Origin of the sequence: Nocardioides pollutisoli (assembly GCF_040045055.1) — a bacterium.
Taxonomy (GTDB): domain Bacteria; phylum Actinomycetota; class Actinomycetes; order Propionibacteriales; family Nocardioidaceae; genus Nocardioides; species Nocardioides tweenelious.
Genome location: NZ_JBDZDU010000001.1, coordinates 2,308,457 through 2,322,559 on the forward strand (window position 1 = coordinate 2,308,457; position 14,103 = coordinate 2,322,559).

A 14,103-nucleotide genomic window follows, 5' to 3' on the forward strand; every position below is an offset into this window, starting at 1 on the left:
ACGGTCGAATTCAGCGGGAGTTCGCCGCGGAGGCCGGGGCTTCTGAACGTTCACCCCGCGTTCACGTCCCAACGCCGACTGGACACCTAGGATGCCTAGGGTCTGCGTCATGCGACAGGCCTTCCACGAACAGCTCGACTCGATGTTCCTCGACCTCGCCGGCATCTGCCGCAGCGTCGAGACCGCAGTCAGCCTCGCGACCGACGCCCTGCTCACCGGAGACGCGGCCACCGCCGAGAAGGTGATCAGCGCCGACGTCGAGATCGACCGGGCGCGCGAGCGCGTCGAGGACTCCGCGTTCCTGCTCCTGTCGCTCCAGCAGCCGGTCGCCAGCGACCTGCGCACCGTCGTCGCCGCGCTCCGCATGGTGAGCGAGCTCGAGCGGATGGGTGACCTCTCGGTCCACGTCGCCAAGATCGCGCGGCTCCGCGTGCCCAACCTCGCCGTCCCGGACGAGGTGCGCCCCACGATCGAGCGGATGGCCCAGGTCGCCGAGGAGATGGTCGGCCGGGTCTCCACGATCATCGTCGACCGTGACGTCGACGAGGCGCTGGCCCTCGTGCACGCCGACGAGGAGATGGACCAGCTGCGCCGGTCCAGCTTCGCCGACATGCTCTCCACCGACTGGAGCCACGGCGTCGAGGCGGCCGTCGACGTCGCCCTGCTGGGTCGCTACTACGAGCGGATCGCCGACCACGCCGTCTCGGTCGCCAACCGGGTCATCTTCGTCGTCACCGGCGAGAACCCGCGGTCCGTCGACGCGAGCTCCTGAGGACCGTCGTTGGGATAGTCACGGACGGTGTGGTTGCAGAATTGACCGTCGGACCACCACAACGTCCGTGACTATCCCGAAACGGACGGTCAGCGACCCTGGTTGGCGACGGCCGCGGCTGCGGCCGCTGCGGCCTCCGGGTCGAGGTAGGTGCCGCCCTTGACGGTCGGCTGCAGGTCGTCGTCGAGCTCGTAGACCAGCGGCATGCCGGTGGGGATGTTGAGCGCGGCGATGTCCTCGTCGCTGATCCCGTCGAGGTGCTTCACGAGCGCCCGCAGGCTGTTGCCGTGGGCGGCGACGAGCACCGTCTGTCCGGACCTGAGGTCCGGGACGATCGAGGACTCCCAGTAGGGCAGGAACCGCGCGATGACGTCCTTGAGGCACTCGGTGCGGGGGAGCTCGTCACCGAGGCCGGCGTACTGCGGCAGGCCGGCCTGGGAGAACTCGCTGTCGTCGTCCAGCGGCGGCGGCGGGACGTCGAAGGAACGGCGCCAGAGCATGAACTGCTCCTCGCCGTACGCCTCGAGGGTCTCCTTCTTGTTCTTCCCCTGGAGCGCGCCGTAGTGGCGCTCGTTGAGGCGCCACGAGCGACGCACCGGGATCCAGTGGCGGTCGGCGCCGTCGAGGGCCGTGGCGGCGGTGTTGATCGCGCGGCGCAGCAGCGAGGTGTGTACGACGTCCGGCAGGACGCCTGCGTCGCGGAGCAGCTCCCCGGCGCGCACGCCCTCGGCCCGCCCCTTGTCGTTGAGCGGGACGTCGACCCAGCCCGTGAAGAGGTTCTTGGCGTTCCACTCGCTCTCGCCGTGGCGGAGCAGGACGAGGGTGTAGGTCACGTCATTCCTCGGTGGCGTCGGGGCTCTCGACCTCGCACGGCGTGTCGCTCGCGGGGGTGTCGGTCGCGCTGGTGTCGAGGCCGGAGTAGTCGCCGCAGTCGGCCACGACCGGCGGGGTCATGTCGACGCTCGAGCCGTCGCCGAAGGTGATCGTCAGGGAGACCGTCTGGCCCGCCTCGAGGTCACCCGTGATCGGTACGCCGCCGTCCGTCGCCAGGTTGACCAGGCCCTGGGGTGCGATCTCGATCGGACCCGACATCGTGACCTTGAGGTCGGCGTCGTCTCCGGAGCCGACGATCGAGGTCACCGTGGCCGACTCGTCGGCGTTGTTGTTGGCGAACGACGCGATGAACGTGCCGGAGCCCGACTGCGCGGACACCACCACGGCGCTCAGCACGTCGACGGAGGCGTCGCGGTCGTTGACGCCGCTCCCGGGGGTGTAGACCCGGTCGGTCGCGTAGTTGAACCCGCAGGAGGCGAGGACCGGCGTAGCGAGCACGAGGGCTCCTGCGGCGGCGAGCAGGCGAACGGACTGGCGGAGGTGCATCTTCAAGGCCTTCACGTGTCGGCGAGGACGGGTGCGGCCACAGCCTAGCGGCCTGCTGCCGGCCCGGATTACTGGCTCAGACCCACGGCGTTCCCGACCAGCAGCATCGCGACCAGGGCGAGCCCGGTCCAGAGCAGCGCGAGGATTAGCAGCCGGGTCGCGCCGAGCTTCAGTGCGAGCCGCAGCGGGAGGTGGCGGTAGCCGTCCTCGTGGTCGGCGACCAGGCCCGGGAGGGCGCTCAGGAAGTGGACGCCGACGCCGACAGCGGCGGCCAGCACGACCAGCGCGGGCTGCGGCGGGTTGCCGGTCGCGGCGCCACCCCAGCCGCCGTACGACAGGAACGCGGGGTACAGGGCGAACGACGCGGCCCAGGTCACCCAGGACAGCAGCCCGCGGCGGAGGACGACGTTGCCGACCAGCCCGATGCCGACCGAGGCAAGGTAGAGGCAGCCGGCCGTGACGCCGTTGGAGACCGAGAGCGGGACCACCAGCAGCACCGCACAGATCAGCGCGAACCAGGCGGTGCCGGCCTCGAGGTAGCCGTCGGCGATCGGCTTGCCGCTCGGCAGCCGACGCTGGTCGCGGCGGCAGTCGATGAGGTCGTTGTGCCAGCCGAGGATCGCCTGGCCCACGAGGACGGTCGCGAGCACCAGAGCGACCTCGCGTCCGGGGCGGCCACTGATCGCCGCAGCGATCGCGAGACCGACCGCGGTGAGCGCTCCCTGGCGCGGGTGAGCGGCACGGAGCAGCAGCACCGGTGTCGTGTGGGCGAGCGTGCGTCGGCGCTCGACGACGGGTGGGGGCGCGGGGAGCGGCGCCGGAGGGGCCGCAGGAGCGGGCTCGGCGACCGGCTCGGCGGCCGCTTCCTTCGTACGACGGCGCAGGGTCGGCGGCATACCTCGCAGTATCGACCAGGAGTGCCGAACCTATGCCTGTTCGCGCCCGGAGAGGGCCGACCACCACACGATATGGGGTTCTGTCAAGCCCGCATTGTGGCCCTGACCTGCGCAAACGCTGTCGGGACGTTTCTCAGTGCGTGTTAAGATAGGGGTCTAGGAAGGGGTACATCACATATGACTTTCACCGTCGGCGAAACGGTTGTCTACCCGAACCACGGGGCCGCGATCATCGAGGACATCGAGATGCGGACCATCAAGGGAGAGGACCGGGAGTACCTCGTACTACGGATCGTCGCCCAGCAGGACCTGGTGGTGCGAGTGCCCGCCTGCAACCTCGATCTCGTCGGAGTGCGCGACGTCGTCGACAAGGCCGGACTCGATCGTGTGTTCGACGTCCTCCGTGCTGCTCACGTCGAGGAGCCGACCAACTGGTCGCGCCGCTACAAGGCCAACCTCGAGAAGCTGCACAGCGGCGACGTGATGAAGGTGTCGGAGGTCGTCCGCGACCTGTGGCGCCGCGAGCGCGACCGCGGGCTGTCCGCCGGCGAGAAGCGGATGCTGGCCAAGGCGCGCCAGATCCTCGTCTCCGAGCTGGCCCTGGCCGAGCACACCAACGAGGACAAGGCCGAGGCCCTGCTCGACGAGGTCCTCGCTTCCTGAGCGTTCTTCACGAGGCCCCCGGAGTGATCCGGGGGCCTCGTTCCATTTCGGGTGAGACCGACGGATTTGTAGGTTGAGCAGATGGAGTACGACGTCCCGCCGTCCCTCGGCACGGTGCTCGAGCAGGACCGCGGCTCGCTGCCCTTCGCGCTGATCCACGGCGAGGCGCTGGTCGCCTGCGCGGTCTGGTCCCTGGGCGAGGCCGAGGTCACCCCGGTCGACGCCGGGACCCTGTGGCCCGGGCTCGTCGAGTCGGGCGAGCCGTTCGTCGTCCACGACTCCCTGTGCCCGATGACACCCCCCGACTTCATCGCCGACTGCGTCGCCCGCGCCCTCGACCACTCCTGCGTGGTCGTGGGGGTCCGCCCGGTCACCGACACCGTCAAGGTGGTCGAGGAGGGCCTGGTCGGCGCCACCGTCGACCGCGACGCACTGGTCTCGATCGCGTCCCCGGTCGTGCTGCCGCCCGACGTGGTGGCGGCCCTCGACGGGCTCCCCAGCACCGACCTCGTCGAGCTGGTCGCCGCCCTGCGTGCGCGGTTCCCGGTCGAGCTGGTCGAGGCGCCGCCGTCCGCGCGCCGGGTCGGGTCGCTCGAGGACGTGGCGGTGCTGGAGGCCCTCACGGCGGGGTAGTCACGGACGATCGGACCCGTCTACTCGTGAGTAATGGGTCCGATCGTCCGTGACTACCCCGGCGACGGCGCGAGGGTGAGCGCCAGCTCCAGGTCCTCGGGGAAGGTGATCTTGAGGTTGCGGGGCGTGCTCGGCACGGCCACCACCGGGAGGTCGGAGTAGCGGGACAGGCAGGCGGCGGTGTCGGTGCCGTCGAAGCCGTCCGCGTCGGCACGGGTGTAGGCGGCGAGCAGCTCCGGCGCCCGGAAGGCCTGGGGTGTCTGGACGCCGTCCAGCTCGGGCGGCAGCGCGCGGCCGTCGAGGGCCAGCAGACCTTGGAGAGGTACGACGGGGATCGCGCCGCCCCGCTCGCGGGCCGCCTCGATGGTGCGGGCGAAGAGGTCCCGCCCGGCGAGCGGCCGGGCGCCGTCGTGGATCGCGACCACGTCGACCGCACCGGAGCCGATCTCGGGCGAGAGCGCCTGCAGGGCCGCCCACTCCGAGGCGTGCCGGGTCGTGCCGCCCTCGACGATGCCGATCTCACCGTCGCCCAGGTGCGGGGCGAGCACCGCGGCGACCGCGTCGCGCTCACCGGGGCGGACCACCACGAGGACGCGGCGTACGTCGGGGAGGGCGTGGGCGTCGCGGACCGACCAGCCCAGGACCGGGGTGTCGCCGAGCGGCAGCAGGACCTTGTTGGTCGACGCCCCGACCCGTGAGCCCGAGCCGGCAGCGAGGATCACGACGGCGGCGGGCACGGGCGGAGTCTACGGAAGTGTTTTCACGGCTGTTACACGCCGAAACAGGTGCTTGACGCACCGCCCCTAGGTTCGTCGGACCAGGAAGGGGTCTCGATGACGCCGAGCGCGCGCGGCAGCAGCACCGAGGAGTGGCAGCCGGTGTGCCGGATCGTCGAGCTGGAGGTGGAACGCGGAGCGACCGCGCTGGTGCACGGCCAGGCGATCGCGATCTTCCGCACCCAGGACGACCACGTCTACGCGCTCGGCAACCACGACCCGTTCGCCAAGGCGTCGGTGATGGCCAAGGGCATCGTGGGCACCCGCGAGGGCGTGCCGTTCGTCGCCTCACCCAGCCACAAGCACGCGTTCGACCTGCGCAGCGGCAGATGTCTGGACGACGACCACGTCTCGGTGCCGGCGTACGACGTCCGAGTGATCGAAGGAGTGGTCCTCGTCGGCCACCGGAAGTCCGACGCCGCCTAGCGGGGACGCGACAGCGATCCCGCTGATGGTGGTCGAGCAAGACGCGCGGGGCTGAGGAACGAAGTCGCGACCGGCGCGTGTCGAGACCTGGAACAGCTCAGGACACGTTGACGGTCACGACCAGCGCCGTCGCGATCGCGGCCACGCCCTCGCCCCGGCCGGTCAGGCCGAGCCCGTCCGTCGTCGTGGCCGAGACCGTGACCGGTGCGCCGACCGCGGCACTCAGCGCGCCTTCCGCCTCGGCCCGGCGGCCGCCGAGACGCGGCCGGTTGCCGATCACCTGGACGGCGACGTTGCCGATCTCGAAGCCCGCGGCCCGGACACGGGCCGCCGTCTCTGTCAGCAGGGCCGCTCCGGAGGCACCGGCCCACTCCGGCTCCGACGTGCCGAAGTTGGAGCCGAGGTCGCCGAGACCGGCGGCGGACAGCAGTGCGTCGCAGGCGGCGTGGGCGGCGACGTCCGCGTCGGAGTGGCCCTCGAGGCCCTGCGGCTCGTCCGGCCAGTGGAGCCCGGCGAGGTGCATCGGCACGCCGTCGACGAGGCGGTGGACGTCGGTGCCGATGCCGATGCGAGGGAGTTGCTGCACGCCCTGATCATGCCTGAGCAAGAATCACCGGGTGAGGAACTCCCGAGGCGCGTGGTCGGTCGCCGGCCTGATCGCCGGGTTCGCCGGTCTGGCCGCGAGCTACTTCGTGGCGATGGTGATGACCATCCGGGACTCCCCGACCGTCGCGGTCGCCGAGCTGGTGATCCGGTTGACGCCCGGGGGCCTCGCCGAGCGAGCCATCCGGATCGTCGGTCACAAGGACAAGCCGCTCCTGCTGATCGGGATATTCGTCATCAGCGCCCTGCTCTTCGCGTGGGCCGGGCGGCTGGCTCGCAGGAACTGGTGGGCGCCGACGATCGTCTTCGCCGTCCTGGCCGTGATCGGTGGCATCGCGGTCTGGTCGCAGCGCGGCGCCACGGCGCTCGACATCCTGCCGGTCGCGGTGGGCTTCGCGACCTGGCTGGTCTGCCTCTCGCTGCTCACCGAGCCGTTGCACCGCCACGAGCTCGCGGTCGAGGCGGCCGGCGCGGACGACACGGCAGGCGACCACAACAGACGCGCGTTCCTGATCCGCGCCGGCATCATGGTCGCGGCCGCCGGCACGTTGGGCGTCGTCGGTCGGGCGGTCGGTCGCAGCCGCCGGCACGTCGAGGAGGCGCGACGCCTGCTCCGCCTGCCGGGCGTCACCACGCCGGTGCTGCCCGACGGTGTGCGGGTGGGGGTCGAGGGCATCACGCCGTGGATGGTCCGCGCCGACAGCTTCTACCGGGTCGACACCGCGATCGTCGTCCCCGCCATCGAGCCGACCAACTGGCAGCTCCGCATCCACGGCATGGTCGACCGCGAGCTCACGCTGACCTACCAGGACCTGCTCAACCACGAGGTCACGCAGGCCTGGGTCACGCTCAACTGCGTCTCCAACGAGGTGGACGGCGACCTCGTCGGCAACGCGTGGTGGAGCGGCGTCCGGATCGCCGACCTGCTGCGCCTGGCCGGCGTCCAGGACGGTGCCGACGCCGTGCTGCAGACGTCGGACGACGGCTGGACGTGCGGTACGCCGCTCTCGGCGCTGACCGACGACCGGGACGCGATCCTCGCGATCGCCATGAACGGCGACCCGCTCCCGATCGACCACGGCTTCCCGGTGCGCACGATCGTGCCCGGCCTCTACGGCTACGTCTCGGCCTGCAAGTGGGTCGTCGAGATGAAGGTGACCCGCTTCGCCGACATCAGCGCCTACTGGACCGACCGGGGCTGGTCGGAGCAGGGCCCGGTCAAGATGGCGTCGCGGATCGACGTCCCGCGCGACGGCGGCGACATCGCCTCGACCGGCGGCCGCGTCGGTGGGGTCGCGTGGATGCAGCACACCGGCATCTCGGCGGTCCAGGTCCAGGTGGACGGTGGTGCGTGGCAACCCGCCGAGCTCGGCACCGTGCCGAGCACCGACACCTGGGTGCAGTGGGCCGCGACCATCGACGTGGAGCCGGGTCACCACCGGCTCGCGGTCCGGGCCGTCGACAAGACCGGGCAGGTGCAGACGAGCGTCGTGCGCGACGTCCTGCCCGACGGCTCCACGGGATTGCACGTGATCAGCTTCAACGCGACGGAGGCCAGCGATGGGTGATTTCAGCGGACTGACAGGGGCGGCGCTGGTCGTCGGCGGCAGCGGAGGTCTCGGCCTGGCGATCACCCGGATGCTCGCCAGCCGCGGCTCCGACGTCGCCGTGACCTTCCGGTCGCGGCCCGAGGCGGGTGCCGCGGTCGTCGAGTCGGCGCGCGGCTGGGGCGTGCACGCGTCCTCGCACTCCCTCGACCTCGGCGCACCGTCGGTCGGCGCCGACGCGGCGCACGCGATCGCCGAGGTGGTCGCGCTGCACGGAGGCGTGCACACGCTGGTCTACGCCGCGGGACCACCGGTGCCGATGACCCACCTCTCCGCGGTCGAGCCCGGGGCGATGGCCGCGCAGCTCACCGCCGACGCGGCCGGGTTCTTCGCCGTCGTACGCCCGGCCCTGCCGCACCTGCGCGAGCAGGAGGGTTCGATCGTCGCCGTGACGACCGCGGCCACCACCCGCTTCCCGGTGCGCGACGGGCTCTCGTCCGCACCGAAGGCCGCCGTCGAGGCGATGGTGCGGGCGCTCGCTGCCGAGGAGGGGCGGTACGGCGTGCGCGTCAACGCCGTCGGTCCCGGCATGCTCACCGACGGGATGGCGGCCCGGCTGATCGACTCCGGCGAGCTCTCCGAGGAGGCCCTCGCGGTGACCCGGCGCAACACCCCGCTGCGTCGCTTCGGCACCGCCACCGACATCGCCGAAGCGGTCTGCTTCCTCGCCTCCGAGCGGGCCGGCTTCATCTCCGGCCAGAAGCTCGACGTGGACGGTGGCTACGGCGTCTGACCCGTGATCTGACGATGGTGGGCTCGGGCCGGGGCATCTCTAGACTGGGCGGGTGACCTTCAGGCTCTATGACACCGCGACCCGCGAAGTCCGTGACTTCGTTCCCCTCGAGGAGGGGAAGGCCGGTCTCTACGTCTGTGGTCTGACGGTGCAGTCGGAGCCGCACGTCGGTCACGTCCGGTCGGCCGTCAACTTCGACGTCCTCCAGCGCTGGCTGCGCCACCAGGGCTACGACGTGACGTTCATCCGCAACGTCACCGACATCGACGACAAGATCCTCACCAAGGCCGCCGACCAGGGTCGCCCCTGGTACAACCTCGCCTACGCGATGAAGATCGAGCTCGACAAGGCCTACGCCGCGCTCAACGTCGCGCCGCCGACGTACGAACCCAGCGCCACCGGCCACATCCCCGAGATGGTCGAGCTGATCGAGGCGCTGATCGAGAAGGGTCACGCGTACGCCGCGGCCGACGGCTCCGGGGACGTCTACTTCGACGTCCGGTCGTGGCCGTCGTACGGCGAGCTGACCCACCAGAAGATCGACGACATGGAGGCCGCCGAGGACGCCGACCCGCGCGGCAAGCGCGACCCGCGCGACTTCGCCCTCTGGAAGGGTCGCAAGGAGTCCGAGCCGGCGACCGCGTCGTGGCCGAGCCCGTGGGGCCGTGGCCGTCCCGGCTGGCACATCGAGTGCTCCGCGATGGCCGGCAAGTACCTCGGCGAGGCCTTCGACATCCACGGCGGCGGCGTCGACCTGCGCTTCCCCCACCACGAGAACGAGCTCGCCCAGTCCCGCGCGGCTGGTCAGGAGTTCGCGTCGTACTGGATGCACAACGCCTGGATCACCACCGCCGGCGAGAAGATGAGCAAGTCGCTCGGCAACTCGCTGACGATCCCGTCGGTGCTCCAGCGCGTGCGCGGCATCGAGCTGCGCTTCTACGTCGTGGCCGCCCACTACCGCAGCCACGTCGAGTTCTCCTTCGAGGCGCTCGAGGAGGCGGCCGTCGGGTTCCGGCGGATCGAGAGCTTCCTGGCCCGGGTCGGCGACGTCGAGGCGACCGAGGTGCCGCAGGCCTTCGCCGACGCCATGGACGACGACCTCGGCACGCCCGCCGCCGTCGCCGTGCTCTACGACGCGGTGCGCGACGGCAACAAGGCTGACGACCCGAGGCCGTACGCCGGGCAGGTGCTGGCGATGCTCGACGTGCTCGGGCTCAACCCGGCCGACCCCGCGTGGGGCTCGGCCGCCAGCAACGACGACCAGCTGACCGAGGCCGTGGACGTGCTCGTCCGCGGGCTGCTCGAGCAGCGCACCCAGGCGCGCGCGGACAAGGACTTCGCCGCCGCCGACGCGATCCGCGACCGGATCAAGGCCGCCGGCATCGCGATCACCGACACCCCCAACGGCCCCGAGTGGTCACTAGAAGCAGGTAACAACTGATGCCAGGCAACAGCCAGCGCAAGGGCGCGATCAAGAAGTCCGGCAAGGGCAACCCCACCGCCGGCTCCGGCGGTCGGGTCAAGCGCGGCCTCGAGGGTCGCGGGCCGACGCCCCCGGCCAAGGACCGCGAGTACCACAAGGCCCACAAGTCGGCGAAGCGCGCCGAGAAGAAGGCCACGTCGTCGCAGTCGCGCCCCAAGCGGCGTACGAGCTCCGACGCCGAGTGGATCATCGGCCGCAACCCCGTCGTCGAGGCGCTGCGCGAGGGCGTGCCGATCAACGCGCTGTACGTCGCGGAGGGCGCCGAGCGCGACGGGCGGCTGCGCGAGGCGTTCCAGCTCGCGGGGGACAAGGGCATCAAGCTGCTCGAGGTCACCAAGACCGAGATGGACCGGATGATCGGCGCCGGCTCCCACCAGGGGCTGTCCGCGCGGATCCCGGCGTACGAGTACGCCCACGCCGACGACCTGCTCGACGCGGCCGCCGCCAACGGGGAGAAGCCGCTCATCGTGGCGGTGGACCACGTCACCGACCCGCGCAACCTGGGCGCGATCATCCGCAGCGCCGCGGGTTTCGGGGCCCACGGCGTCGTCATCCCCGACCGCCGCGCAGCCGGCATGACCTCCGCAGCCTGGAAGACCAGTGCCGGTGCGGCTGCTCGCCTCCCGGTCGCGCAGACCGTCAACCTCACCCGCCAGCTCAAGGCCTACCAGGCCGCCGGCTGCATGGTGGTCGGCCTGGCCGCCGACGGTGACGTCAGCCTGCCGGACCTCGACCTCGCTGACGGGCCGCTGGTCCTGGTGGTCGGCGCCGAGGGCGACGGGCTGTCGCGCCTGGTCGCCGAGACCTGCGACCAGCTGGTGTCGATCCCGATGGCCAACCACCTGGAGTCGCTGAACGCCGGCGTCGCGGCCTCGGTCGCGCTCTACTCCATCGCCGAGGCGCGCCGCTGACCCGGCTCTCGTGCACCCCTGAACTGCACTGACCCGGCGTGAATTCACGCCGGGTCAGTGGTCTTTCGGCGTGCACATGAGCCGGGCCAGCGCCCCGCGGTGGGACGCAGGAGCCGGGTCAGCGGTCTGGGCCGGAACGTGTTCCCCGTCACCTTCGGCGTCCCCTGTCGTTGACCAGAACTGATACGTGTTCTAGTCAACGGAGGGCCCTCGTGCTCCAGATTCCTCGCCGGCTTCTCGCGCCCGCCTGCGCCGTCCTCGTGCTGGTCCTGGCCGGCTGCGGCTCCCAGCTCGACCCGAACACGGTCGCCCAGGCCGGCGGCACCGGCGTCGGGACCGGCGGGGGCACGGCAGCAGGCGGGGGTACGACGGGCGGGGGTCTCGACGGATCGGTCCCGGGGTCGACCGGCGGCAGCGGCGGTGGCACCGGCACCACCACGACCGGCGGCGGCACCACGACGACCGGTGGCAGCGGCGGCGGCGACGCTCCGCAGGGCACGGGTGACAACGCCGCGACCGGCAGTGCGAAGGCCGGCAATTGTGCCGGGTTCAAGAACCAGACCGGCATCACCGACGACACCATCACGCTCGGCAACTCCTCCGACATCAGCGGCCCCGTCCCCGGGCTCTTCGAGTCCGCGCAGGAGGGAGCCAAGGCGTACGTCGCCTACTTCAACTCGACCAGCGACATCTGCGGCCGCAAGCTCCAGCTCAACGCCTACGACAGCCGCACCGACGCGGCCGCCGACCAGCAGGCCTACTCGAAGGGCTGCGACGAGACCTTCGCGATGATCGGCTCGATGTCGGCCTTCGACTCCGGCGGCGCGTCCACCGCCCAGTCCTGCGGCCTCCCGGACATCCGTACGGCGGCCACCACCGAGGAGCGGCTCAGCTGCACGACCTGCTTCGCGGCAGAGGCGGCCAACTCGCAGGAGTTCCAGAACTCCGTGCCCGACTTCGTCCTGAAGAACTACGGCGACGCCGGCCAGCACGCTGCGATGCTCTACATCAACGCGGGCGCGGCCGCCGAGAACGGCAAGACCCAGGCCGCCGCGATGACGAAGCGCGGCATGCACTTCGACTACGTCCAAGGCATCGACATCTCGGAGTTCAACTACGCGCCCTACGTCCAGCAGATGAAGGACAAGGGCATCGAGTACGTCCAGATGATCGCGTCGACCGCCCAGTTCACCCGGCTCGCCGACGCCATGAAGCAGCAGGGCTTTAAGCCAAAGATCTTCATGATCGACCCCACGGCGTACAACCCCGACTACGTCAGCAGCGGCGGCGACGCCGTCGACGGCACCACGGTCTTCATCAACTTCACGCCGTTCGAGGAGGCCAGCAGCAACAAGGAGCTGCAGCTCTACCTCAGCTGGCTCCAGCAGGTGAAGCCCGGCGCGACGCCGTCGTTCTTCGGTCTGTTCGCCTGGTCCGCGGCCCGGCTCTTCGTCGAGCAGGCGACCAAGCTCGGCGGCAAGCTCACCCGCAGCTCCCTCATCAGCAGTCTCAAGAGCGTCAACAACTGGACGGCCAACGGCCTGCACGCGCCGCAGCCGGTCGGCTCCAAGCAGGCCGGTCCGTGCTGGCGGTTCATCCGCCTCGAGGGCGGCAAGTGGTCGCCGGTCGGCGGCACGAAGTACCAGTGCAGCGGCGTCACCTCGGTCGGGTGACGGCGATGTCCAGACCGCAGTGTGCCCTCCGTCACCTCGGACGACGTGCCTCGTTGAGAGGTGCAACACGTTCTGGTTCCGGGAGGGAAGCAGTGTCCACGTCCAGGTCTGCCGTGCTCACCGTTGCGGTGCTGGCGCTCTGCGCCGCACTCGCTGCCTGCGGCTCGCAGCTCGACCCGGAGACCGTCGCCCAGGCGAGCGGCGGCAGCGGGGGCGGCGCCGGCGGTGCGGTCGCCGGAGGGACCAACCCCGACGGGTCGGTCGCCGGCGGTGGTGGTGCGACCGGCTCCACGGACGGCAGCACCACCGGTGGCTCGACGGGCTCGTCCGGCAGCACCGGTGACCCGGCGTCCGGCGGTGGTGGCCAGCAGGGCACCGGCGAGAACGCAGCCACCGGCACGACCAAGGCCGGCAGCTGCGCCGGCTTCAAGAACCAGACCGGCATCACCGACAAGACGATCACGATCGCCAACGCGAGCGACATCTCCGGTCCGGTGCCCGGCATCTTCGAGTCCGCGCAGGAGGCGACTCGGGCGTACGTCGCCTACTTCAACTCGACCAGCGACATCTGCGGTCGCAAGCTCGACGTCGAGCTGCTCGACACCCGCGCCGACGCCGGTGCCGACCAGCAGGCCTACACCAAGGCGTGCGACGACGCCTTCGCGGCGGTCGGCTCGATGTCGGCGTTCGACTCCGGCGGTGCGAGCGCTGCGCAGTCGTGCGGCCTGCCCGACATCCGCTCGACGACCACGACGACCGAGCGGCGCGACTGCTCGACCTGCTTCGCTGCGCAGGCGGTCAACCCCGGTGAGGTCAACGGCTCGATGCCGCGCTACTTCCTGCAGAAGTACAAGGACGCCACGCAGCACGCAGCCGTCATCTACATCAACGCCGGTGCGGCCGTCGGCAACGCGGCCGCGTTCCGCAACGCCTACAACAGCGCGGGCTGGAAGGTCGACTACTTCCAGGGCATCGACGTCTCGGAGTTCAACTACGCGCCCTACGTCCAGCAGATGAAGGACAAGGGCATCAAGCTGGTCACCTACACGGGCCCCTACCAGGACACCGTCAAGCTGCTCGACGCGATGAAGCAGCAGGGTTTCGAGCCCGACGCGTTCGTCCAGGACTCCACGATCTACGACGCCAACTTCGTCGACCAGGCCGGCGACAACGGCAACGGCGTCTACGCCTGGTCGAGCACCAAGATGTTCGACGACACGTCGGTCAAGGAGATGGCCCTCTACCGGTCCTGGCTCAACCAGGTGAAGCCCGGTGCGGTCCCCAACTACTACGGCCTCTACGCCTGGTCGGCGGCCCGTCTCTTCGTCGAGCAGGCCACCGCGCTGGGCGGCAAGCTCACCCGGGCCTCGCTCGTGAGCGCGCTCAAGGGCGTCAAGAACTGGACCGGCAACGGACTCCACGTCCCGCAGCAGGTCGGCAGCAAGACGACGTCCAACTGCGGCTCGGTGCTGCAGCTCGACGACGGCAAGTGGAGCCAGGTGTCGCCCGGCAACTTCATGTGCGGCCCTCTACTGAACGGCAACTGA

15 protein-coding genes are annotated in these 14,103 nt (G+C 70.8%); 10 read left to right on the plus strand and 5 right to left on the minus strand.

Going from position 1 to position 14,103, the window contains the following annotated elements; all coding sequences use genetic code 11:
- Nucleotides 1-109 precede the first annotated feature (109 nt).
- Nucleotides 110-772, plus strand: a complete 663-nt coding sequence (phoU, locus tag ABLE68_RS11230) for a phosphate signaling complex protein PhoU (RefSeq protein ID WP_348871407.1) — start codon at nt 110-112, stop codon at nt 770-772.
- Between the two features lie 89 nt (nt 773-861).
- Here phoU and ABLE68_RS11235 read toward each other — a convergent pair whose 3' ends face one another.
- The 3 genes from ABLE68_RS11235 to ABLE68_RS11245 form a co-directional block, all read right to left on the minus strand.
- A complete protein-coding gene (locus tag ABLE68_RS11235; RefSeq protein WP_348871408.1) occupies nt 862-1,605 on the minus strand; it encodes a phosphoglyceromutase in 744 nt (247 codons plus the stop codon).
- A 1-nt stretch (nt 1,606) separates the two neighbouring features.
- Nucleotides 1,607-2,152, minus strand: a complete 546-nt coding sequence (locus tag ABLE68_RS11240) for a hypothetical protein (protein WP_348871409.1) — start codon at nt 2,150-2,152, stop codon at nt 1,607-1,609.
- 68 nt (nt 2,153-2,220) lie between these two features.
- The gene (locus ABLE68_RS11245; protein ID WP_348871410.1) at nt 2,221-3,048 is read right to left on the minus strand and encodes a UbiA prenyltransferase family protein; all 828 of its coding nucleotides are present in this window, start codon (nt 3,046-3,048) and stop codon (nt 2,221-2,223) included.
- 177 nt (nt 3,049-3,225) lie between these two features.
- On the opposite strand from ABLE68_RS11245, the gene ABLE68_RS11250 reads away from it, so the two are divergent.
- Complete coding sequence (locus ABLE68_RS11250; RefSeq protein WP_348871411.1) at nt 3,226-3,711, plus strand: CarD family transcriptional regulator; 486 nt, start codon at nt 3,226-3,228, stop codon at nt 3,709-3,711.
- Nucleotides 3,712-3,792: 81 nt separating this feature from the next.
- Nucleotides 3,793-4,344, plus strand: a complete 552-nt coding sequence (locus ABLE68_RS11255; RefSeq protein ID WP_348871412.1) for a 2-C-methyl-D-erythritol 4-phosphate cytidylyltransferase — start codon at nt 3,793-3,795, stop codon at nt 4,342-4,344.
- A gap of 53 nt (nt 4,345-4,397) precedes the next feature.
- On the opposite strand, the gene ABLE68_RS11260 is transcribed toward ABLE68_RS11255, so the two are convergent.
- A complete protein-coding gene (locus ABLE68_RS11260; protein WP_348871413.1) occupies nt 4,398-5,081 on the minus strand; it encodes an IspD/TarI family cytidylyltransferase in 684 nt (227 codons plus the stop codon).
- Between the two features lie 96 nt (nt 5,082-5,177).
- On the opposite strand from ABLE68_RS11260, the gene nirD reads away from it, so the two are divergent.
- On the plus strand, nt 5,178-5,546 hold the full coding sequence (nirD, locus tag ABLE68_RS11265) for a nitrite reductase small subunit NirD (RefSeq protein WP_348871414.1): 369 nt from the start codon (nt 5,178-5,180) through the stop codon (nt 5,544-5,546).
- A 97-nt stretch (nt 5,547-5,643) separates the two neighbouring features.
- On the opposite strand, the gene ispF is transcribed toward nirD, so the two are convergent.
- A complete protein-coding gene (gene ispF / locus ABLE68_RS11270; protein ID WP_348871415.1) occupies nt 5,644-6,132 on the minus strand; it encodes a 2-C-methyl-D-erythritol 2,4-cyclodiphosphate synthase in 489 nt (162 codons plus the stop codon).
- Nucleotides 6,133-6,163: 31 nt separating this feature from the next.
- Between ispF and ABLE68_RS11275 the strand changes: the two genes are divergently transcribed.
- From ABLE68_RS11275 to ABLE68_RS11300, 6 genes are all read left to right on the plus strand, one after another.
- A complete protein-coding gene (locus tag ABLE68_RS11275; RefSeq protein WP_348871416.1) occupies nt 6,164-7,717 on the plus strand; it encodes a molybdopterin-dependent oxidoreductase in 1,554 nt (517 codons plus the stop codon).
- A complete protein-coding gene (locus tag ABLE68_RS11280) occupies nt 7,710-8,489 on the plus strand; it encodes an SDR family NAD(P)-dependent oxidoreductase (RefSeq protein WP_348871417.1) in 780 nt (259 codons plus the stop codon). Before ABLE68_RS11275 ends, ABLE68_RS11280 begins: the two co-directional genes overlap by 8 nt.
- Nucleotides 8,490-8,541: 52 nt before the next feature.
- Entirely contained in the window at nt 8,542-9,930 is a 1,389-nt protein-coding gene (cysS, locus tag ABLE68_RS11285) for a cysteine--tRNA ligase (RefSeq protein ID WP_348871418.1), read from the plus strand.
- Entirely contained in the window at nt 9,930-10,883 is a 954-nt protein-coding gene (rlmB, locus tag ABLE68_RS11290; RefSeq protein WP_348871419.1) for a 23S rRNA (guanosine(2251)-2'-O)-methyltransferase RlmB, read from the plus strand. The genes cysS and rlmB overlap by 1 nt, the downstream gene beginning before the upstream one ends.
- A 212-nt stretch (nt 10,884-11,095) precedes the next feature.
- Entirely contained in the window at nt 11,096-12,556 is a 1,461-nt protein-coding gene (locus tag ABLE68_RS11295; protein ID WP_348871420.1) for an ABC transporter substrate-binding protein, read from the plus strand.
- 92 nt (nt 12,557-12,648) lie between these two features.
- A complete protein-coding gene (locus ABLE68_RS11300; protein WP_348871421.1) occupies nt 12,649-14,103 on the plus strand; it encodes an ABC transporter substrate-binding protein in 1,455 nt (484 codons plus the stop codon).

Coding starts and splice junctions, on each gene's coding strand:
- phoU (WP_348871407.1), top strand. CDS start 110: ATGCGACAGGCCTTCCACGAACAGCTCGACTCGATGTTCCTCGACCTC.
- ABLE68_RS11240 (WP_348871409.1), bottom strand. CDS start 2,152: ATGCACCTCCGCCAGTCCGTTCGCCTGCTCGCCGCCGCAGGAGCCCTC.
- ABLE68_RS11245 (WP_348871410.1), bottom strand. CDS start 3,048: ATGCCGCCGACCCTGCGCCGTCGTACGAAGGAAGCGGCCGCCGAGCCG.
- ABLE68_RS11250 (WP_348871411.1), top strand. CDS start 3,226: ATGACTTTCACCGTCGGCGAAACGGTTGTCTACCCGAACCACGGGGCC.
- ABLE68_RS11255 (WP_348871412.1), top strand. CDS start 3,793: ATGGAGTACGACGTCCCGCCGTCCCTCGGCACGGTGCTCGAGCAGGAC.
- nirD (WP_348871414.1), top strand. CDS start 5,178: ATGACGCCGAGCGCGCGCGGCAGCAGCACCGAGGAGTGGCAGCCGGTG.
- ABLE68_RS11280 (WP_348871417.1), top strand. CDS start 7,710: ATGGGTGATTTCAGCGGACTGACAGGGGCGGCGCTGGTCGTCGGCGGC.
- rlmB (WP_348871419.1), top strand. CDS start 9,930: ATGCCAGGCAACAGCCAGCGCAAGGGCGCGATCAAGAAGTCCGGCAAG.